The organism is Variovorax sp. KK3, assembly GCF_001984055.1.
GTDB lineage: Bacteria > Pseudomonadota > Gammaproteobacteria > Burkholderiales > Burkholderiaceae_C > Variovorax.
In genome coordinates, this window is sequence record NZ_LYVO01000081.1 from 1 (window position 1) to 20660 (window position 20660).

Sequence of the window (20660 nt, forward strand, 5' to 3'; positions counted from 1 at the left end):
GACGCCCATGCGTGCGTTGACGTCGTCTGCGACGAAGCCCACGTGCGCGTGGTTGGTCGAGTAGAGGCCGGCATCGGCCAGGACCGGGCCGCCCACTTGCCAGGTGCCGGCGTGGTAGCTCATGGTCTGGTCGCCGCGCTTGTACAGCGTCGGAATGCCGCTGTTGTTGACCGAGGGGGCGCTACCGTAGCGGTAGGTGATGCCCTCGGCCTTGGCCAGGCGGGGTGCCATGGCGCGGTACGCTGCTGCATCCACACGGCCGGAGCTGTCGACGACGTCACCGGAGATCGGAGCGGGCGCCGGTGCCGGCGAGGGAGCCGGAGCAGGCGACGGCGCCGGGGAAGGTGCAGGCGAGGGCGCCGGCGACGGAGCCGGGGACGGCGCCGGAGAAGGTGCCGGTGCGGGCGAGGGAGCCGGCGCAGGCGACGGAGCCGGCGCAGCGCTGACGGCGAAGCAGGCCTTGGCGACGAAAGGCGCCGGATCGTTGCCGAAGTAGGCGTTCGTGCACTGGGCCGTGCCGGTCACGGTCTTCGTGATCCACGAGTTGTTGACGCCGTAGCGAACCTGCGTCGCCGACGCGACGGTGAAGGACGCGCCTTCGCTGGCCAGCCTTGCGCCCGCTACCGGTGCGGGAGCAGGTGCCGGGCTCGGGGCAGGCGTGGGCGCAGGTGCGGGGGCCGGCGCGGGAGCGGGTACCGGCGCCGGGGCGGGCGCGCCGGCTTGCACGTAGCAGCCCTTGGCCGTGTACGGAAGGGGATCGCCGAAGGTGGCGTTGTTGCAGGTCTGGGTGCCCGACAACGTCTTGCTGGCGAAGGTGGTGTTGGCGCCGTATTGGACGACTGTGGACGCCGCCAGACTGAAGCGCTGGTCTTCGTTGGCGACCTTGGTCCAGCTCGCGTCGAGCGCCTTGTCGAGCGACACGGCCTCTTTGGCCGACGCGACGGTTTCGGTCGACGACGCAGCAGCGGTCGTCGTGGTGGAAGTGGCAGCTGCCGTGTCGACGCCAGCGGAAGTCGCGGCGAAACCGCCACCATTGCTTCCGCTACCGCCGCCGCAGCCGGCGAGTGCACCTGCTGCTACAAATAGCAGAAGCGCGCTTTTATCCATGACTTTCAAGAAAATCCCTCCAATTTAGTGAAGTTGGGGTTTGTACGGGCATGCCCCTTCAGGGGCAATCGAACTTGCACTTCTTTTCCTCTGTGTATCCGGCGTCCCCAGGGGCGTGTTACTAACGTTGTGATTCCTAACGAATGCAACGCAAATCGGCCCATGTTCCCGAGCGCGCTGCATCTTTCCGGGGAAGGCATCCCGGCTGGCAGCGTCAAGAAAAGGCCCGCCGCCGGCGGGCCCCGTCGTTCCTAGTTAACGAAAGATGGCAGCAGATCAGGGCACGTTGGCCGTCCTGATGTTGAAGGGCTTGCCTTCAACGGCATAGCTGCCGCCGAACTCGACGTTCACGCCGTTGGTGGCCTGTACCCCGCATCCCGAGGGAGGCTGGCAGGACCATTGCGCGCCGCGACTGGCGAACACCACCGCACCGTAGCGGTAGTTCGAGATCTTCTTGCCGTTGTAGTCGGCCACGCTCAGCGTCATGTTGTCGCTGGCGAAGTTGTCGGCGTCTTCCACGGCGATCGGGTCGGCCATGCGGGTATCGCGGAATTCGCGGACCACCGTGCCGGTGTCGCCATTGGAGGCGAAACGCACCCACTGGATCTTGCGGTCACCGCGCGACGCCACCAGAACCTGCTGGTTCAGCGGCTCGATCGAACGGTTGTCCGGGTCGATCTTCGAGATGGCCAGCGAGGTCGGGTTCTTGCCGATCACGACACGGCTCTTCTCGACGACGTCGCCGGCGGTCGTGCCGGCCGGCACGTTGCCCAGGCCGTAGATGCGCAGCGAGCCGCCTTCGGTCGCGATCCACGCACGGTGGTTCGGGCCGAAGATGGTGGTGCGCACGGCGGTCGGCCGGTCGTCCAGCGTCACCGTGGAAAGCACGGTGGGCGTCTGCTGCGGCTTGTTCGCAAAGGTGTAGGGCCACTGGTTGTCGGCCTGTCCCAGGTTGGTGAACTCGGTCGCGCCGCCGCCGAAGTAGACGCCGTTGACGTAGGTGAACAGCGGCTTCAGGTCGATGAAGGCAGCCTTCTTCTCGGACTTGGAGATCACGACAGCCACGCCGGCCTTGGCATAGCGGTTGGCGTTGGCGCCACCGGCGGCGAAGGTCGCACGCTTGGCGGCGTCGGTCAGCGGCGAACTGGTCTGGCCCATGAACTCGCCGGCACGTTCCGGCAGCGAGGTCTGGAACTGGTCGAAGCCGGTGGTGACCGCGATTTCCGTCGGTGCCGTGATGCCGGGCAGATCGACGTAGCCCAAGATCTTCATGAAGGCCGTGTTGCCCATGTTCGGCAGGCCCGGGTAGACGCCCATCCACTCATGCCACCAGTCGTACCAGCGGTCGTAGTTGGTGTTGCGGATGCCCGTGGCGTTGCCGCCGTTGGAATTGAAGGGATCGCAGTTGTTGCACAGGCCGGCCAGCGAAATCACCGCCACCTGGCCCTTGAGCGTCGAGGTGTCCCACACCGTCACCAGCGCGTATTCGCTGGTGTTGGTGATGGCGATGCCGGTCGGCACCTTGTTGGCAGGCAGCTTGACCGTGGCGCGGTTGTTCGCCGTGTTCGAGCCGGCCGTGCCGATCAGGCCGTTGGAGAACGCCACCAGCGAGGTCGCGCAGAAGCCGGTGCGGCCGCCGCAGCGGGCCACCGCCACCGGGTCGCCGCTGGCCAGCCCGGCCGCCTTGTACGTGGTGACGTTGTAGTTGTTGCGACCGGCGCTGCCGTCCCACGCTGCTGCGTTCTGCCAGGGCAGTTGCGGCTTCTGGGCGAAAGTGTTGTGGTCGATGGCCGTGATCTGCAAGTCGCCCACGCCCACGCGGGCGTTCGGATCGTCGGCGACGAAGCCGATGTGCGCCTGGTTGGTCGAGTACAGGCCAGCGTCGGCCGTGACCGGACCACCCACTTGCCAGGTGCCGGCGTGGTAGCTCATGGTCTGGTCCGCGCGCTCGGCCAGCGTCGGAACGCCGGAATCGCTGGCGGTGCCCGCGGTGCCGTAGCGGTATTCGATGCCTGCCGGCTTCGCGTATTGGGAAGCGATCGCGCGGTAGTTCGCGGCGGCCGGCGTACCGGCGCTGTCGACGACGTCGGGGGTGGGGGTCGAAGGTGCCTGGGTGCCGGATCCGGTGCCGGTACCCGTGCCTGTTCCCGTACCGGTCGCGGTGCCGGTGCCTGTGCCTGTGCCCGTTCCGGTACCCGTCGCTGCAGCGCCCAGCGCGGCGAAACCGCCGCCGCCACCACCACCACCGCCTCCTCCTCCGCAACCCGCGACAAGCGCGCTCGCCACGACAGTCAGCAGAAGCGCACCTTTATATGAAAAATTCACAAAAAAGCCTCCAATTTTGACAAGATGCGCATTTGTACGGGGTGTTCTCCTACAGGGCAATCCTTCTTGCAAATCTTTTCCTGGTGTGTGTCCACTCTCCAGGGCAGGTGTTACAAACGTATTGCATAGTCACGATATGACCGCAAATCATCAAGCCCTACGCCGCAAGGCTCTGTCCTCGTATTTGGGCGACGACGCTGTCGCCATCATCCCGACGGCGCCGGAGCGCTCGCGCAATCGGGACAGCGATTTCCTCTTCCGCCACGACAGCTATTTCTATTACCTGACGGGCTTCACGGAGCCGAATGCCTGGCTGGTGCTGAGCAGCGAGGGCCGTGCCACGCTGTTCTGCGCGCCCAAGGATCGGGAGCGGGAAATCTGGGACGGCTACCGGCTGGGCCCGGAGGCCGCGCCGGCGGCGCTCGGCGTCGACGAGGCGTATTCGATCGAGGAACTCGACGCGCGCCTGCCGAAGCTGCTCGAGAACAGAAAGACGGTCTGGTACCCCTTCGCGACGCACAAGGGGCTGGAATCTCGTGTGGACGGTTGGTTGTCGGCGGTGCGGGCGCGGGTGCGGTACGGCGCGCTGTGCCCCGAAGAGCAGCGCGATCTCTGCGGTCCGCTGGACGAAATGCGGCTGGTCAAGGACGCCCACGAGCAGGACACCATGCGCCGGGCCGCGCAGATCAGTGCCCGTGCCCACGTCCGTGCCATGCAGCTGTCGGCCCGCATGCTGCGCGAGGGCCGGGACGTGCGCGAGTACCACCTCGACGCAGAGCTGCTGCACGAATTCCGCATGGGCGGCTCCCAGTACCCGGCTTACAACTCGATCGTGGCGGCGGGCGCCAACGCCTGCGTGCTGCACTACCGCGCCGACGTGGCGCCGGTGCGGGGCGGCGACCTGGTGCTGATCGATGCCGGTTGCGAGCTCGACGGCTACGCCAGCGACATCACGCGCACCTTTCCGGCCAACGGCGCGTTCACCGGCCCACAGCGCGCGCTGTACGACCTGGTTCTCGCGAGTCAAGACGCGGCGGTGGCTGCGACGCGAGCAGGCGCTCGCTTCAACGACCCACACGAGGCCACGGTGAAGGTGCTGTCGCAAGGCATGCTCGACCTGGGCCTGCTCGACGCCGACAAGGTCGGCACCCTGGACGACGTGATCGAGAAGCGCGCTTACTTCCCTTTCTATATGCATCGCACCGGCCACTGGCTGGGAATGGATGTCCACGATTGCGGCAGTTACGTCGAGCCGAGCCAGGCCGACGAGGTGAGCGAGCGGCGCGATCCGCTGTCCAACGAACTGATCAAGAACCGACCGAGCCGCATCCTGAAGCCCGGCATGGTGCTGACCATCGAGCCCGGCATCTACGTGCGGGCGGCCGAGGGCGTGCCAGCCGAGTTCCATGACATCGGCATCCGCATCGAGGACGACGCGATCGTCACCGAGGCGGGTTGCGAGCTGATTTCACGCGGCGTGCCGGTCAAGGCCGACGAAATCGAAGCGCTGATGCGAGGCTGAGCGGCGCGCCGGCGGCGCCCGGCCCGCCTCTAAACGGCGACCGGCGAGCCCAGCACCTTGTGCACCCAGGCCGGCATCCAGGCGCCATGCGGCCGTATCTGGCCCGCGACGACGGAGGCCACCAGGTGCGGCCCGCCGGCTTCGACCTCGGCCGCGTCGAACAGCATGGCGAGCTGCACCTCGCGCACGGCCAGGCGCAGGTTGTCGAGCGTGCGCGGGTAGCGCGCCAAGATCTTGTCGGCCGGCACGTCATGGCCGCCTTCGTGCACGCGCTGCTGCACGCGGTCGAGCAGGCGGCGCGCATCGTCGAGGCACACGACGTACAGCGCCACCTCGAAGCCCCGCGCCCGCGCGTCGGCGAGAAGCGTCAGCTTGGAAGGGTGTGAAAACACTGTTTCGCTCACGAAAGAGCGGCCGGCCTCGAGGTGCTCGCGGCGTTCGGCGTCGGCCCAGGCCCGTGCCGCCTCGGAGCGGCGGACGGCATGGCGCACATGGCCGAGCTGGTCACGCTCGTGCAAGTCGGCGTTGACGAAAGGCAGCTGCGGGTAGCGCGGTTGGATCAGGTAGCGGTAGAGCGTCGACTTGCCGGCGCCGTTGGGGCCTGCGATCAGGTGCAGGACCGGCATCAGGCCGCGCGGCGGCTACGCGGACGGGCGGGCGCCTGGGCTCGGTTTTCGGCGACGGCCGCCTTGGCGCGCTCGGCCAGCGCGCCGGACTGGGCCAGAGCGAGCACGTGGCCGTGCAGGGCATCGAGTTCGGGGGAGAGGGGTGGCTGCACTGCGGCGCCGACGGTGTGGCGTCCGCCTTCCTCGCGGGCGATCAGGGCTTGGCTGTCCTGCGCGGAAAGGCCGGTCTGTTCGAGGGCGCGGCCGAGCGTGGCCCAGTATTCGATCTGGCTGGCCACCGAGCGTCGCATGGACTGAGCGGCATCTCGCGCCTTGTCGACCAAAGCAGCGGGCAGCTTGACGGAGGCAAAAGGAGAAGGGGTGGACATGCGGAGGCTCCTGATTGGCGCATTTTGCGCCAGTCTGCAAAACCCGGTCAATGGCACGGGCGCGGGCAGCACCCCCAGGCTGATCATGTTGCTGCCAAATGGCCGCGCGTGAACGCTTCCTCGAAGATCGAATAGCCCGACCAGTCGGCATGCGCGAACGCCAGGCGGCCGGCAGTGATGCGCTCGCGTGCACCGAGGCGAGCGAGCACGCCCGGCGCCGGGATGGCCATCGCATGACCGTAACGGGTGATGTCGATGCGCGTGGCGAGCGCCGGCAGATCGGGGTGGGGCAGCGATAGCTCCGCCAGCAAGTCGTCGCGCCAAGCGCTCCACGGACGTTCGAGCAACCGGCGCCTTTCGTCCGGGCCGTCGTAGGCACTGGGGCCCAGCGGGCGATACCAGCTCAGCACCGTCGCGCGCGGCGTGGGGTCCAGCGCCTGATGGCGGGCGTCCACATAACCGAGCCCGCGCGTGCCGTAGACCACGTTGTCCCAACTCGGCGCCGCGCCGGACCGGTCGGCGAGCGGCTCTCGCACGTGCACGTTGGCCACCAGCCAGGGCGCATGGCGCAGGCCGGCAGCCGCATCGACCAGCCATGTGGGCGGGCCGTCGACCACCCGTGCGGCCAGGAACACCGGCAGGGCAACGATGCAGCGTTCGGCCTGCCAGCGCACGCGCGTCCGGGCGCCGACGTCGAGGGCGTCGACCTCGACGCCGGCGCGGGTCTCGGCGATGCGCAGCACGGCATGGCCGGTCTTGAGCCGCTCGCCCAACGGCGCCGCCAGGCGCTGCGTGAGCCATCCGTTGCCTTCTGGCCAGGTCAACACCGCATCGCGCTCGGCGTTGTCGTCGCCGGGCGCGTGAAAGCCGTGCCGGCTTGCGAAGTAATGAAGGCCGGCCCAGGCCGATACCTGGCTCGGGCCGGCGCCGTAGTCGTCACGGCAACAGTAGCCAAGGTACCAGCGCAGATGCGGGTCGTCGAAGCCTTCGCGATCGAGCCAGGTCGCGAAGGGAAGGGCGTCGAGCGCCAGCAACTGCGGCGAGAGTGCGGCGCGCAGGGTGGGGATCGCGAAGCGCGCTTCTGCGCGCAAGGCATCCACCCGATGCGAGAAGCGCCGGTACTGCGCCAGCGTGCGCTCGGGCACGCCTTGCACGGGCAGCAGGCCGTCCTGCCAGGCGCCCTGAAAGAACAGCCGCTCCTGCGGGCTGTGGCAAAGATGTTGCTCATCGTATTGCCATCGGCCCGCCACGCGGCGCCGCAGGCCGAGTTCCTCGAGCAGATCCTGTACCTCGCGCGCCTCATCGCCGGGCACCGGCAGATAGTGCGCGCCGAGCGGGCAGGCAATGCCGGCCACCTGGCCGCCACGGCTGTTTCCACCGGCCTGGTCCTCGAGCTCGAGCAGCACGAAGTCGTCGATGCCGGCGAGCCTCAATGCGCGGGCTGCGGCCAGCCCGGCCACGCCGCCGCCCGCGATGACGACGCGGGCGCGGCGCACGACGGCAGGGGACTGGGCGCGATTCGAGGTCGAGTCGCGCATCGCATGGCCGCGCGCCACGTCGACGCCCGAGAAGCCGCCCTCGATCGGGTTCCTGGCGTCGCAGCCCGGCAGCGTCATGGCGGCACCGGCCGCGGCGCCCAAAAATTCGCGGCGCTTCATCGGTCAGTGCCCTGCGACCTTGCCCCACTCCTGCTCGTAGGTGGTGACCAGGGTTTGATTGGAGAGGCGATTCACCTCCGCCGGCACACGCGCCATGTCGCGCGGAAACTCGAAGAGCTGCGGGACGGCCGGCAGCGACAGGAAGCGCAAGCCCTCGGGCAGGGCGTCCGGCAGCCGATAGGGCCGGCGCCCGGCAATGATGAAGCCCCACTCGCCGAAGCTCGGCACGTGCGCGTGATACGGCGCCGCGCGCAGGCCGACCGATTCGACGGTTTCGACCACGGTCCAGAAGCTCTTGCGGGCGATCAACGGCGAGGTGGTCTGGATCACAGCGTAGCCGCCGGCCGCAAGCCGCTTGTCGAGCAAAGCGTAGAACGAGTTGGTATAGAGCTTGCCGATCGCGAAGTTGGTGGGATCGGGAAAGTCGACCACGATGACGTCGAACATCTCGCCCGGCTCCTGCAGCCAGCGAAACGCATCGGTGTTGACGACGTGCACCTTCGGCGACTTGAGCGCGCCGCCGTTGAGTGCCGCGAGCGTCTCGTGCGTGCTGAAGAGCCGTGTCATGTTCGGGTCGAGCTCGACCAGCGTGATGCTGTCGACCGACGGATATTTCAGGACTTCGCGCACCGCCATGCCGTCGCCTCCGCCGAGCACGGCCACCTTCTTCGGCGCGCCCTGCGCCGCCATGGCCGGATGCACCAGGGCTTCGTGGTAGCGGTACTCGTCGCGCTCCGCGAACTGCAGGTTGCCGTTGAGGAAGAGGCGGTGCCCGGCGCCACCGCGCGTGACCACGATGCGCTGGTAGGGCGAGCTCTCGCTGAAGACGATGCGGTCTTGGTAGAACTTGTCTTCGGCCAGGGTGGTGATGTGCTCGGAGAAGGCGAAGGCGGCGCCCAGCACGCCGAGTGTCAACAGGCAGGCCAGGGCGTGCGCGCCGACTCGCCGCAGTTCGTGCCGGAACAGCCACAGCGCCCAGAGCGCGACCGCCGCGTTCATGAACCCGAACAGCAGGCCGGTTCGGATCATGCCGAGCTGCGGCACCAGGAGCAGCGGAAAAGCGATCGACACCGCGAGCGCGCCCAGGTAGTCGAATGTCAGCACCTGCGAAACGAGGTCCTTGAGCAGCACGTCCCGACGCAGGATGCGCATGACCAGCGGGATCTCCAGGCCCACCAGAGTGCCGACCACCAGCACCAGCCCGTAGAGCAACAGCCGGAACGCGCCGGGAACATAAGCGTTGGCGATGAAGAGCACCGCCGGCAGCGCACCACCGACCAGCGCCACCAGCAGCTCGATGCGCAGGAAGTGCGCCGGCAGTTGGCGATCGAAGTAGCGCGAGAGCCAGGAGCCCACGCCCATCGCGAACAGGTAGGTGCCGATGATGGTGCTGAACTGCAGCACCGAGTCACCCAGCAGATAGGAGCTGAGCGCCGCCGCGCTGAGTTCGTACACGAGTCCACAGGCCGCGACAACGAACACGCTGGCCAGCAGCGCGATCTCGACCGGCTGCGGGCCGCGCGGCGCCGTCGTGGGCGGATGGCCCGAGGCTGCCTCGCTCATCGGCTCTGGCGCAGGGTCAATGGATCGCTGCGGCGACGATGATGCTGATGCCCAGGCTCATCGCCGCCACCACCACGCCGAGCGCCACGTTCTGCTTCTCGACGATCTCTTGCCATAGGTCGTAGGGCGTGAGCTTGTCGATGATCAGGAAGGTGATCCAGAACACCAGCACGCCGATGATCGCGTACAGGATCGAGCCCAGGAAAGCCGCGGGCCTCAGCCATTCAATTCCCAACATGAGAACCTCCGGATAAAAACGTCATTTGTGGCCGCCACCGCTGGAGTAGCCGCCATACGACCCGCTGGAGCCGCGCGAGCCACTGCCCGAGCTGCTGGTACAGGTGCTCAGGATGATCAGCAGGATGATGATGATCACCACGATCAGGATGATGGTGCCGCAGCCAAGCTTGCCGGCTGCGCTCACCGGCATCGCGTCGCTGCGCTTGAACATGTCCTTCTTGCGGTCGAGCTTGAAGGCCGCCGCCACCGCGGCGCTGTCGATCCTGCTGCCTGACGACCAGGTGAGTTCGCGTGCCGAGCGCTCCATCGACAGCAACGAAGTCCCGCTCGCGAAGTCGCGGTTGAAGGTCTTCTGGCCGCGCTCGACCTGCCAGTAGAACTCGCCGGCCACGTAGGTGGTCTCGGCGTTGTACGCGTACTGCTGCTGGTAAGTCTTGCCCAGGTACTTGGCGGTACTCCCGCTTTCGGCCATGGTCGGCGCGCCGGTGGTGGGCTTGACCAGGCTCCAGCCATCTTCGGCATCGACCAGGAAGTTGAAGCCGCGCTTCTTGTTGTAGAGCAGGTACTCGTTCCAGCCGAAATGCTCGTCGTCGCCCGGCGCCACGCCCATGCGGTGCTGGAAGCCGACCACCTGCCAATCGGCGCCCTGCAACTGCCCGGTGGTGCCGATCGGAATCAGCGGCTGCACCGGCTCGTCCTGCTCGGCATGGCGCAGCTCGCCGCCGATGCCCTGCGTCAGGTCGATGATGCTGTTGCAGGCGCGGCAGGTGACGCTCTTGCTTTCGGCGAAGTTGACCGTGACCGGCGCGCCGCAGTTGGGGCAGTTGAAGCTGCGGCCCTTTTCTTCCTTGGCCGATTCGTCGCGCAGGCCGGTCAGCTGCAGGTCTTCGAGCTGCACCGCGCGGCCAAGGTAGGCGCCGGGCGGGTGCGTGTCGTAGTCCAGGCTGAGCACCAGCCCGGTATCGCTGCGCAGTTCGACCACCGCGAACGGCGCGCCGAGTTCGGGCAGCCGCGGCAGTTCGCCCTGCGCCGAGACCAGCCGGACCTGCTCGTTCGAGGCGACCGTGTAGTTCTGGCCGTTGAAGGCCGTGGTGGCGCCGACGCGCAGCTCCGAAGGATGCGGCACCTCGCGCTGCAGCGTGTGCGGCACCGCAAAGACGAAGGCCCCGTTGTCCTCGCTCAGGACGCCGGTGCGTTCGCCGTCGAGCGCGGCGATCCACTCGGTCCAGCGGCCGCCGTCGTAGCTGTACTGGAGACGGCCGACGAGCGTGAAGGGCTGGTCCCGGATGCGCCCGCTGGCGAAGAGCTGCAGCGGGCTGAAGTCGTCGAACAGCTCCGCCATCTTGCCGATGCGCGCGAGCGCGTCGCCCTGGCGCACGACGGTGCTCTGGCAATAAGCGCAGACGGCGTGGGTGGACTGCGCGGAGCGAAATTCGACCGGCGCGCCGCAGCCGGGGCAGGGGGCGCGGTAACTGCGCTGCTGGGAAGTGTCGGTGGCCACGAAGGGGACGGCAGAGGTTCGCTCGCCCCGAGCTTGTCGACCGGGCGCCGACAGGCTCAGGCAAAGCGAATGGCGCTCAGACCAGCTTCTTCAGCAGTTCCGCCTTCTTGGCGTCGAATTCCTCTAGCGTGAGGATGCCCTTGGCCTTGAGCTCGCCGAGCTTTTCGAGCGTGGTCATCACGTCGGCCGGGTTGACCACGGCCACGGCCGGCGACTGCTGCGCGCTGGCAGCGGCCGATGCGGCAGGGTTGTTCGGATTGAGGCCCTGCTGGAGGTTTTGCGCGAGCACCTGGCCGAGCGCCACGCCTGCGCCCAGGCCCATCGCGTCGCCGGCGATGCCACCGCCCTGGCCCGATCCTTCGGCGAACTTCGGGATCGCCTGCGCCGTCTGGTATTGCATGAACTTGCCCATGTCGTTGCCGACCATGCCCATGCCGATCTTCTGGTCGAGGATCTTCTGCAGCTCTTCGGGCAGCGAGACGTTCTGGACGGTGATGGTCTCGAGCTGGATGCCGATCTTGGCGAACTCCGGCACCAGCTGCGCGGCGAGGGCCTGCGCGAACTGGATCTGGTTGGCCGCGAGGTCCAGGAAGGGCACGCCGCTCGAAGCGATGGCGTTGCTGATGTTCTGCAGCACCAGGCCGCGCAGCTGACCGTCGAGATCGGCCACGGAATAGATGTCGCGCGTGCCCGAGATTTCAGTGTGGAACAGCTTGGCGTCGCCGATGCGGAAGCTGTAGTTGCCGAAGGCGCGCAGGCGAACGGCGCCGAAGTCCTTGTCGCGGATCGTGATCGGCTGGGGCGTGCCCCATTTCTGGTCGACCTGCTGCCGCGTACTGAAGAAGTAGACGTCGCTCTTGAAGGGGGACTCGAAGAGCTTGTCCCAGTTCTTCAGGTAGGTGAGTACGGGCAGCGTCTGCGTGGTGAGCTTGTACATGCCCGGGCCGAACACGTCGGCCACCTTGCCCTCGTTGACGAAGACCGCGACCTGCGACTCGCGCACCGTGAGCGAGGCGCCGTTCTGGATTTCCATCTCGGCCATCGGGAAGCGCCAGGCCAGGGTGCCATCCCCGGTCTCTGTCCACTGAATGATGTCGATGAACTGCTTCTTGATGAAATCCATGAGCGCCACGATCACTCCTCGTCCGTTTTTGGGTCGGCCATATTGCCACATCGACCCACGGACCGGCATGCAATTTGGGCGCGTGACAAGCCGCCGTCACAGAAAGCGAGAAAGCGCGAGGTCTACAATCGGCGCCCCCTACAAGAAGCGTTGCACGGAGCCAAGGCACATGTCCGATCTGACTTCCCCGATCCCCACGCCCGAAGACAAGCGCGCCGAACTGCGCCGGGCGGCACTCGAGTACCACGAGCTTCCGATCCCGGGCAAGATCGCCATCGCGGCCACGAAGCAGATGCTCAACCAGCGCGACCTGGCGCTGGCTTATTCGCCAGGGGTCGCCGCGCCGTGCGAAGAAATCGTCAAGGACCCGGTCAACGCCTTCAAGTACACCGCACGCGGCAATCTGGTGGCCGTGATCAGCAACGGAACCGCCGTGCTGGGGCTCGGCGACATCGGCCCATTGGCGTCCAAGCCGGTGATGGAAGGCAAGGGCGTCCTGTTCAAGAAATTCGCCGGCGTCGACGTCTTCGACATCGAGATCGACGAGAAGGACCCGGCCAGGCTGGTCGAAGTCATCGCTGCGCTCGAGCCCACCTTCGGCGCGATCAATCTCGAAGACATCAAGGCGCCGGACTGCTTCTACGTCGAGCGCGAGTTGCGCAAGCGCATGAAGATCCCCGTCTTCCACGACGACCAGCACGGCACCGCGATCACGGTGGCTGCGGCCATGCTCAATGGGTTGAAGGTGGTGGGCAAGAACATCGCCGAGGTCAAGCTGGTCACGTCGGGCGCCGGCGCCGCGGCACTGGCCTGTCTGAACCTGCTGCTCAAGGTGGGGCTGAAGCGCGAGAACGTGTTCGTGACCGACCTGGCCGGCGTGGTCTACGAAGGCCGGACCGAGTTGATGGACGACGACAAGCGCCAATTCATGCAGAAGACCGAGGCGCGCTCCCTCGGCGAGGTGATCGAGGGCGCCGACGTGTTCCTGGGTCTTTCGGCCGGCGGCGTGCTCAAGCCCGCGATGGTGGCCAAGATGGCGGCCAGGCCGGTGATCTTCGCACTGGCGAACCCCAATCCTGAAATCACGCCCGAGGACGCGAAGGCGGTGCGCGACGATGTCGTCATGGCCACCGGCCGCACGGACTATCCGAACCAGGTCAACAACGTCCTGTGCTTCCCGTACATCTTCCGCGGCGCGCTCGACTGCGGCGCGACCACCATCACCGATGAGATGGAAGTCGCGGCCGTGCATGCGATCGCCGAGCTGGCGCAAGCCGAGCAGAGCGAGCGGGTGGCCGCCGCCTACGTGGGCGAGCAGCTCAGCTTCGGGCCCGAGTACCTGATTCCGAAGCCATTCGACCCGCGGCTCATGATGAAGATCGCGCCCGCGGTCGCCAAGGCGGCCGCCGAGAGCGGCGTCGCGGTGCGCCCCATCGCCGATCTGGACGCCTACCGCGACAAGCTGCAGAGCTTCGTCTATGCGTCGGGCACCACCATGAAGCCGATCTTCGACGCGGCCAAGCGTGCGCCGAAGAAGCGGGTCGCCTACAGCGAAGGCGAAGAAGAGCGCGTGCTCCGCGCGGCGCAGATCGTGGTCGACGAAGGTGTCGCCAGGCCGACGCTGATCGGACGGCCTGCCGTCATTGCGCAGCGCATCGAGAAGTTCGGGCTCAGGCTCCGGGAAGAAGTCGACTACGACGTGGTCAACACCGAGTTCGATCATCGCTACCGCGACTTCTGGCAGACCTACCACCGCATGACCGAGCGCAAGGGCATCACGGTGCAGGTCGCCAAGATCGAGATGCGGCGGCGCCTGACCCTCATCGGCGCGATGCTGCTGCACAAGGGCGACGTCGACGGGCTGATCTGCGGCACCTGGGGGACGACGGCGCTGCACCTGCGCTATATCGACCAGGTGATCGGCAAGCGCGCCGGCGGTTGCGCGAGCACGCCGCAAGACGTGCCGATCTACGCCTGCATGAACGGACTCCTGCTGCCCGATCGGCAGGTGTTCCTGGTCGACACCCACGTGAACTACGACCCCACCGCCGAGGAGCTGACCGAGATCACCACCATGGCCGCCGAGGAGATGATGCGCTTCGGCATCAAGCCGAAGGCGGCGCTGCTGTCCCATTCGAATTTCGGCACCAGCGAGCATCCCAGCGCCCTCAAGATGCGCCAAGTCCTTTGCCTGCTGCGCGAACAAGCGCCCTGGCTCGAAGTCGACGGTGAAATGCACGGGGACGTTGCTTTGGACGGCAAGCAGCGGGCTGCCGTCATGCCCCACAGCGCGCTCGCCGGCAATGCCAATCTGCTGGTATTCCCGAACATCGACGCGGCCAACATTTCCTACAACCTGCTGAAGACCGCGGCAGGCGGCAACATCGCAATCGGTCCGGTGCTGCTCGGCGCGGCCAAACCGGTGCACATCCTCACGGCGAGCGCCACCGTCCGCCGCATCGTGAACATGACAGCCTTAACCGTGGCTGACGCCAACGCCGAACGCTGAGGCTTCAGGCGACAGTAGTCGCTAACTTTTCTTTGTCCTCCCGAGGCCCGGCGCCTGCCCAAAGATTGAGCAGGCGCTTGCTATTTGTGCGCCCGTCAGGCACACTTGCGGCCTTGAATTTGCGGGTTAACCCGGAGGTTGACCCCCAATTCGGCCCTCGCTCCTTTCCTTCTGGTGCCCCATGGCGGCTTACGCCTCGATCATTTCCTCGGCCTCCAAGTTTGCGCTCACTAGCATGTTGCTTGTGGGTCTTTCCTCCGGAGTCGAAGCTCGTGAATGGTTCGGCAGCCGCCCCGGGAAACCGGCGGAGGAATCGATTACGTTGACCGAATTGCCGATACAGGGCCAGCGAACGTACGGGGCCATTTTGAAGGGTGGCCCATTTCGGTACGAAAAGGACGGCTCGGTGTTCGGCAACCGCGAACGCCTGCTGCCGCAAGAGCGCCGAGGCCATTACCGAGAGTACACGGTCGAGACACCCGGATCGCGCGACCGGGGCGCTCGGCGCATCGTCTGCGGAGGCGAGCGCATAACGCCCTCGGCCTGCTGGTATACGGCAGACCACTACGCGAGTTTCAGGCGAATCGTGCCATGACCGATGAACTGGATTGGAACGGCGCACCCAGGCGCCCTGAGCTAATGATGACGACGACAACCATGGAAAGACCAGCGGAGATGACCCCCACACTTCGGGGCGTGCGACCCAACATCGTGCAGTCGATTCGCGCGTTTCGCGTGAACGATCTGCAGGAAGCGGCGCATGCGACCAACCAGCATTTTCTCTACGCCAATCTCGGCAATGCGCAGACCAAGCAAGACGTGCTGGACCTGATCGCCCAGCAATTCATGTTCCCGCAGCACTTCGGCAAGAACTTCGATGCGCTGTACGACTGCATGACCGATCCCTTGCATAAATCGGGCCCGCAGCCTGGTTTCGTCATCGTGCTGGAGCAGATTCCGGCCAATGCCAAATTCGACAAGGAAGCGCGCGAGCAGTTGCTCGACATCTTCCGCGACGCCGCCGACTACTGGGGCGACCGGAAAATTCCGTTCAGGTGCTTCTATTCTTTTCTGTAGCCCGTTCTGCATCCACCAGCCAAGCAGAACGGGCGAACGAGGCTAACGGTTCAGAGCCGGTCTCGGGCATCGAACTTCAAACCAGCGATCCTTCGGCAGAGAAGATGCCGACCGACAAGTTGACGGACGTGTCGCCCCTGGCGTTGCGCATGAGCAGCCCCTTCAACGCGGGCTACTGGCTCGCTGCGGCATAACTGCTTATCACAAAAAAAGCCCGTCCACTGACGGGCTTTTTTACGCCCGCGCTGCCTGGGCGAGCGCGACATATTCGGCGACCGGCACTTCCTCGGCCCGCCGCTGGATGTCGAACTGTCCGCCAAAGCCTTGCTGCTCCAACCACCGGCCGAGCGTATGGCGCAGCAGCTTGCGGCGCTGGCTGAAGGCAACCTGGACGATTTCTCCGAGCCGCGCCGCGTCGACGGCCGGCGGCTCGGCCAGCGGCACCATGCGCACCACGGCGCTGTCCACCCGTGGCGGCGGATCGAAGCTTTCGGGCGGTACGAACAGCACGTTCTCCATCGTGTAGCGCCATTGCAGCATTACGCTCAGCCGGCCGTAGGCCGAGCTGGCCGGCGGGGCGACCATCCGGTCGATGACTTCCTTCTGCAGCATGAAGTGCTGATCCGCCACCAGGTGGGCGAAGTCGAGCAGGTGAAACAGGATCGGCGTGGAGATGTTGTAGGGCAGGTTGCCCACGACGCGCAGCGCCGTGGCAGGCGGCACCACCAACTGGCCGGCGAGCGCAGCGAAATCGACCTTCAACACATCGGACTCGATCACGTCCAGCTGCCCATGCCCACGCAGGTGTTGCGCAAGGTCGCGGTCCAGCTCGATCACGGTGAGCCGACCCAGCCGTTCGACCAGTGGCTGGGTAAGCGCGGCAAGACCTGGGCCGATCTCGACCATCGCATCACCCGGCCGCGGCGCGATCTCGCGCACGATCGAATCGATGATTCCGGCGTCGGACAGGAAGTGCTGGCCGAAGCGCTTGCGGGCAACGTGCTTCACCGACCGCCGCCGCAGCGCCTCGACATCGCCATCAGGACTGCGGTGCTTCGCGATATTCGACGTAGGCCCGTGCGCGCAGCTCCTGCGCCCAGGTTTCGTACGCCTCCTCGAGCTTCTTCTCGCGCAGCGCGCCGCGTGCCGCCTCGCGCTGCTCGGCCTGGCTCAGCTTGTTGTCGCGCCGCTCCAGCACCTGGATGAGGTGGACGCCGAAACGGGACACGATCGGGTCGCTGACCTGTCCGGGCGCCAGCCGATTCATCGCCTCTTCGAACTCGGGCACGAATTGGCCTGGTCGCGACCAGCCGAGCTCGCCGCCATCCTTCGCGCTGGCATCCTGGGAGTTGTCGCGCGCCAGCACGGCGAAATCGGCGGCGCCCTTCTGGACGCGGTCCTTGAAGTCGGCCAGTTGCGCCACGGACTGGGCCGTCGTGCGCTTCGAATCGTTGCGCAGCAGGATGTGCCGCACGTGCGTCTGCGTGACAACCGCGTCGGACGCGCCCGGCTGGCTCTTGGCCAGCACCTTCAACACGTGAAAGCCCGCGCCCGATCGGATCGGCCCGGCGATGCCGTTGACCGCGGTCGACTGCGTGGCCTCGACGAACAGGCTGGGATAGCGGTCGGCGCTGCGCATGCCCAGGACACCGCCGTTGCCACGATCGGGCGAGTCGGACAGCTCCTGTGCGAGCTTGGCGAAATCTTCGCCTGCACGGGCGCGCTGGGCCACGCCCTGGGCGCGCTGCTGCAGCGTGGCGATCTGGGCCTCGGTGGCGCTTTCCGGCACCGCCACGAGCACCTGGGCGAGGTTGATGTCGGGCGACACCGCGGTGGTCGCGCCGCTGCGCTGCTCGCGCATGAACTGGTCGACCTCGACGTCGCTGATCTTGACCTTGTTCTCGACCTCGCGGTCGCGCACCCGCGTCATCAGGAGCTGGTCGCGCAGGTCGTTGCGGAATGCCTGCGCAGAGATGCCCTCTGCCGCGACGCGGCTTCGCAGCTCGGTCAGGCTGATCTGGTTCTGCCGTGCCACGGTCTGCTCAGCCTGGTCGATCGCGACGTCGTCGACCTTGATGCCGACTTCCTTGGCTGCCTGCAGTTGCGTGCGCTCGGCGATGAGCCGCTCGAGCACCAGGCGCGTGAGTTCCGCGCGCGGCACGCGCTGCGCATCGGGGTTCTCCTTGAGCAGGCGGTCGACCCGCGACTGCACCTCGGTGTTGGTGATGGGCTCCGAGTTGACGAGGGCCACGATGAACTCGGCCGCGCGCTGCACCGGCGGTGCGCTCTGCGCCGGGGCGGCACGCGGCGCGGCCGGCGGCGCGAGGCGCGGGCCGGCGCGCATGATGTCCGTGATGCCCGTGCCGGGACGCGTGCCGAGGCCCTGAGCACCGGCCGCCGCGGCCAGCGTTGCAAGGCACGCCAGAGTGAGGATGGAGCGGATGTGGTTCATGGCAGGAAGCTCTGTCAGTCGTAGTTGGTGAAGCGGCTGGGTGCAGGGAAAGGTTGCCGCAGAGGCTGGTAGCGCTGGATGTTCTGAGTCAGTGTGCGCATGGGGCTGGACCCGATCGCGGCGAAGCCCACGAATTCGATCTGGAACATGATGCGCGTGTTCGGGGTGGCTTGGCCAGTGGTGAGGCGTTCGAGAACCACGCGGCCGATCCAGCAGCAGCCGTCGTATTCGAAGCCCACCACGCCATCGGTGAGCTTGCGGTCCTGCAGGCTGTAGTTGAGCCGGCCGACGGCGTACCACCGCCCGCCCCCCTGTCCGCGGCCGGGGCCGAGGTCCTTGCCTTTGTCGCCCCACAGGTCGTTGAGCGGCCATTGCCAGCTCACGTCGATCGACTTGTTGCCGTCGGCGACGGTCGGCGAGCTGTTGGCCTGGAAGCGGTAGGCCGCGGAGATGTTGCGGTACGAGCCCGGGTTGTAGCGCGCGCTCAGCGCGGTACGCGTCGACCGGTGGTCGTCGGGGTTGTATTGCACGGTGCCGTCGAAGCTCCACTTGGGCGTCCAGTTGATCTGGGCACCGAGCAGCAGGTCACTCACGCGGTCCGTGATGGGCGCGACGCCCGGCAGCGTGACGCGCTGGTCCTTGAAACGCAGGCGTTGCGCAATGCCGAAGCGCGCCGCCTCGGCACCGCTCTCGGGGTCGATCAGCCGCGAGGTCACGCCCACCGTCAGCGTGTTGGTGTCGGAAATGCGGTCGTTTCCGGAGAAGGCGTTCTCGGTATAGACGGTCGCGAAGTTGAAGTCGTTGGCAGCCGAGTCGTAGTTCGGCAGCAGGCTCTGGTCGCGGTAGGGCGTGTAGACGTAGAAGGCACGCGGCTCCAGCGTCTGGCGGAAGGCGCGGCCGAACAGGTTGGCATCACGCTCGAAGATCATGCCGCTGTCGAGGCTGAAGGTCGGCACCGTGCGGCTGGCAGAACTGGCGCCGTTGGCCAGCGGTGCCTCGAACTGGTAGCTGCTCGCATGCAGCTGCAGCTTGGGAATCACGTAGGTGCCGGGCGTCAAGAAAGGCCGGCTGATCGACGCCTGTGCGAAAGCGCGCTCGCCATTGGGCTGTCGTTGCTGCACCGGGTCGGCGCGGAAGCGCGAGTAGTCGGTCTTGAGCGAGAAGTCGAAGCCGTTCCAGTCGTACTTGTCGTAGTTCGCGGTGATCTGGGGCAGCCGGTCGTAAGGCGGAAGAATCGTCGCCAGGTCGTACTGCAAGGTCTGGTACTTGAGCGCGCGAACGATGCCGGTCCAGTCGCCCTTGCTCCAATTGAGCGATGCATCGTTCGACAACAGGCGCTGCGTCAGCGACGGCGTGCGCGTGAAGTCGCGCCAGTAGTCGTTGTCGCTCACTCGGTTGATGGCGATGTTGGCCGTCAGCGAATCGAGCCCGAACGCCTTGGCATCGAAGTCCTGCCGGTGGTTGGCCCACAGGCCCCAGCGTCTCGATTTCGGACGCCCCAGGTCGAGATCGCCCACACCGATCTCGCCCCTTGCCAACTGGTCCATCTGCGTGGCGAGCTTCTCGTTGTAGCGATCGCCCACCAGGCGGTCGCTGCCCATGAAGTCGAGCCGGACGGTGCCGTTGTATTCCTTCTCGAGATACCTGAACTCGGTGCCCAGATTGAGGCCCCGCTTGGTCATCAGCTCGGGATAGAAGGTCGCATCGCGGTTGGGCGCGATATTCCAGTAGTACGGCACCGTCATGTCGATGCCGTTGAGGTTGCCCACGCCGATCGTCGGCGGCAGGAAGCCGCTCTTGCGGTCGTTGCCCAGCGGAAAGCTCAGCGACGGAAACGCCGGCGTGCTGATGCCCATGAAGGTCACGCGCGCATCGGTCGCGACGCCGATGTTTTCCTCGGTGTCGGTGGTCAACGTCGCGGCGCTGAGCATCCAGGCCGGCATCCAGCCGGGGTAGTCTTCGCGCCGGCAGGTGGTGTAGGTGCCGCGTCGCGCGACCGAGACGTTGCTGTCGACGAAGTCGATGCGCTCTGCTTCGCCATGGCCGCCCGTCGACAGGAAGCGGTAGCGCACGTTGTTGAAGAAGCCCTCGAAGGTTTCGAGCTTGAGCTCGAGCTGCGGGCCTTCGTAGACGTTGCCGGCCTGGTTGACGCGCACGTTGCCGTTGGCCTTGGCAAGATCCTCGGGCTGGTAGTACTCGAGGCGATCGGCATGGATCACCGTGTCGCCGCGGCGCAGCGAGGCATTGCCCTCGATCACGGTCTCGAGATCGGGACGGCCGGAGATCCGGTCGCCATCGACGAAGCTCGGCAGTTCGCCGCGTTGCGCCTTCGGAATGATTTCCAGAAGTTGCGGCGTGCGCTTGAGCGTGATGGGCGCGTCGAGGCCGGCGTCCTGCGCCGACGCGCCCTGTGCTTGCAACAAAGCCAAGGTCAACACCGCCAAAGGCAGGGGCGGGCGACACCGGCGCCAGTCAGCTCGGATCAGGTCAGGCATCGGTACGCAATGGATTCTCTGGGGGGAAGGTCGCCGAATGGCCGGTAGTTGCAAGTTGCGGAAGCCTGCACCAGGCGATTTGTAGAATTGGATT

The 20660-nt window shown here is 66.5% G+C and carries 15 protein-coding genes and 1 pseudogene; 4 read left to right on the forward strand and 12 right to left on the reverse strand.

Going from position 1 to position 20660, the window contains the following annotated elements:
* Both B0W80_RS35730 and B0W80_RS28130 read right to left on the reverse strand, forming a co-directional pair.
* Nucleotides 1–921: pseudogene (locus B0W80_RS35730) on the reverse strand (hypothetical protein); the annotation flags it as partial.
* 462 nt (nt 922–1383) lie between these two features.
* Nucleotides 1384–3393 carry a hypothetical protein gene (locus B0W80_RS28130; protein ID WP_077002454.1) on the reverse strand — a complete coding sequence of 670 codons (2010 nt, stop codon included), beginning with the start codon at nt 3391–3393 and terminating at the stop codon, nt 1384–1386.
* 175 nt (nt 3394–3568) lie between these two features.
* Here B0W80_RS28130 and B0W80_RS28135 point away from each other — a divergent pair, with 175 nt between their 5' ends.
* The gene (locus B0W80_RS28135) at nt 3569–4954 is read left to right on the forward strand and encodes an aminopeptidase P N-terminal domain-containing protein (RefSeq protein WP_077002455.1); all 1386 of its coding nucleotides are present in this window, start codon (nt 3569–3571) and stop codon (nt 4952–4954) included.
* Between the two features lie 29 nt (nt 4955–4983).
* On the opposite strand, the gene B0W80_RS28140 is transcribed toward B0W80_RS28135, so the two are convergent.
* From B0W80_RS28140 to B0W80_RS28170, 7 genes are all read right to left on the reverse strand, one after another.
* Nucleotides 4984–5580, reverse strand: coding sequence for a zeta toxin family protein (locus tag B0W80_RS28140; RefSeq protein ID WP_077002456.1), 597 nt, complete (start codon nt 5578–5580; stop codon nt 4984–4986).
* On the reverse strand, nt 5580–5948 hold the full coding sequence (locus B0W80_RS28145) for a hypothetical protein (RefSeq protein ID WP_077002457.1): 369 nt from the start codon (nt 5946–5948) through the stop codon (nt 5580–5582). The genes B0W80_RS28140 and B0W80_RS28145 overlap by 1 nt, the downstream gene beginning before the upstream one ends.
* Nucleotides 5949–6031: 83 nt before the next feature.
* Nucleotides 6032–7606, reverse strand: a complete 1575-nt coding sequence (locus tag B0W80_RS28150) for an FAD-dependent oxidoreductase (RefSeq protein ID WP_077002458.1) — start codon at nt 7604–7606, stop codon at nt 6032–6034.
* A 3-nt stretch (nt 7607–7609) separates the two neighbouring features.
* The gene (locus B0W80_RS28155; RefSeq protein WP_077002459.1) at nt 7610–9169 is read right to left on the reverse strand and encodes a polyamine aminopropyltransferase; all 1560 of its coding nucleotides are present in this window, start codon (nt 9167–9169) and stop codon (nt 7610–7612) included.
* 16 nt (nt 9170–9185) lie between these two features.
* Complete coding sequence (locus tag B0W80_RS28160; protein ID WP_077002460.1) at nt 9186–9407, reverse strand: DUF350 domain-containing protein; 222 nt, start codon at nt 9405–9407, stop codon at nt 9186–9188.
* A 21-nt stretch (nt 9408–9428) separates the two neighbouring features.
* The gene (locus tag B0W80_RS28165; protein ID WP_077002461.1) at nt 9429–10910 is read right to left on the reverse strand and encodes a DUF4178 domain-containing protein; all 1482 of its coding nucleotides are present in this window, start codon (nt 10908–10910) and stop codon (nt 9429–9431) included.
* A 76-nt stretch (nt 10911–10986) separates the two neighbouring features.
* A complete protein-coding gene (locus B0W80_RS28170; protein ID WP_077002479.1) occupies nt 10987–12042 on the reverse strand; it encodes an SPFH domain-containing protein in 1056 nt (351 codons plus the stop codon).
* Between the two features lie 160 nt (nt 12043–12202).
* Between B0W80_RS28170 and B0W80_RS28175 the strand changes: the two genes are divergently transcribed.
* The 3 genes from B0W80_RS28175 to B0W80_RS28185 all read left to right on the forward strand — a co-directional run bounded on the left by B0W80_RS28175 (nt 12203) and on the right by B0W80_RS28185 (nt 15619).
* Complete coding sequence (locus B0W80_RS28175) at nt 12203–14542, forward strand: NADP-dependent malic enzyme (protein WP_077002462.1); 2340 nt, start codon at nt 12203–12205, stop codon at nt 14540–14542.
* A gap of 181 nt (nt 14543–14723) precedes the next feature.
* On the forward strand, nt 14724–15137 hold the full coding sequence (locus B0W80_RS28180; RefSeq protein WP_077002463.1) for a ribonuclease domain-containing protein: 414 nt from the start codon (nt 14724–14726) through the stop codon (nt 15135–15137).
* A 47-nt stretch (nt 15138–15184) separates the two neighbouring features.
* A complete protein-coding gene (locus tag B0W80_RS28185) occupies nt 15185–15619 on the forward strand; it encodes a barstar family protein (protein WP_256856704.1) in 435 nt (144 codons plus the stop codon).
* A 234-nt stretch (nt 15620–15853) separates the two neighbouring features.
* Here B0W80_RS28185 and rsmA read toward each other — a convergent pair whose 3' ends face one another.
* The 3 genes from rsmA to B0W80_RS28200 are packed head-to-tail and all read right to left on the reverse strand — an operon-like array spanning nt 15854 to nt 20566.
* Nucleotides 15854–16627, reverse strand: coding sequence for a 16S rRNA (adenine(1518)-N(6)/adenine(1519)-N(6))-dimethyltransferase RsmA (gene rsmA, locus B0W80_RS28190; protein WP_077002464.1), 774 nt, complete (start codon nt 16625–16627; stop codon nt 15854–15856).
* Nucleotides 16628–16658: 31 nt separating this feature from the next.
* The gene (locus B0W80_RS28195) at nt 16659–18071 is read right to left on the reverse strand and encodes a peptidylprolyl isomerase (protein ID WP_077002465.1); all 1413 of its coding nucleotides are present in this window, start codon (nt 18069–18071) and stop codon (nt 16659–16661) included.
* A 14-nt stretch (nt 18072–18085) separates the two neighbouring features.
* Nucleotides 18086–20566: an LPS-assembly protein LptD gene (locus B0W80_RS28200; protein WP_077002466.1), complete on the reverse strand. Its 2481-nt coding sequence runs from the start codon at nt 20564–20566 to the stop codon at nt 18086–18088.
* Nucleotides 20567–20660 lie beyond the last annotated feature (94 nt).

Coding starts and splice junctions, on each gene's coding strand:
- B0W80_RS28135 (WP_077002455.1), top strand. CDS start 3,569: ATGACCGCAAATCATCAAGCCCTACGCCGCAAGGCTCTGTCCTCGTAT.
- B0W80_RS28140 (WP_077002456.1), bottom strand. CDS start 5,580: ATGCCGGTCCTGCACCTGATCGCAGGCCCCAACGGCGCCGGCAAGTCG.
- B0W80_RS28145 (WP_077002457.1), bottom strand. CDS start 5,948: ATGTCCACCCCTTCTCCTTTTGCCTCCGTCAAGCTGCCCGCTGCTTTG.
- B0W80_RS28150 (WP_077002458.1), bottom strand. CDS start 7,606: ATGAAGCGCCGCGAATTTTTGGGCGCCGCGGCCGGTGCCGCCATGACG.
- B0W80_RS28155 (WP_077002459.1), bottom strand. CDS start 9,169: ATGAGCGAGGCAGCCTCGGGCCATCCGCCCACGACGGCGCCGCGCGGC.
- B0W80_RS28160 (WP_077002460.1), bottom strand. CDS start 9,407: ATGTTGGGAATTGAATGGCTGAGGCCCGCGGCTTTCCTGGGCTCGATC.
- B0W80_RS28175 (WP_077002462.1), top strand. CDS start 12,203: ATGTCCGATCTGACTTCCCCGATCCCCACGCCCGAAGACAAGCGCGCC.
- B0W80_RS28180 (WP_077002463.1), top strand. CDS start 14,724: ATGGCGGCTTACGCCTCGATCATTTCCTCGGCCTCCAAGTTTGCGCTC.
- B0W80_RS28185 (WP_256856704.1), top strand. CDS start 15,185: ATGACGACGACAACCATGGAAAGACCAGCGGAGATGACCCCCACACTT.
- B0W80_RS28195 (WP_077002465.1), bottom strand. CDS start 18,071: ATGAACCACATCCGCTCCATCCTCACTCTGGCGTGCCTTGCAACGCTG.
- B0W80_RS28200 (WP_077002466.1), bottom strand. CDS start 20,566: ATGCCTGACCTGATCCGAGCTGACTGGCGCCGGTGTCGCCCGCCCCTG.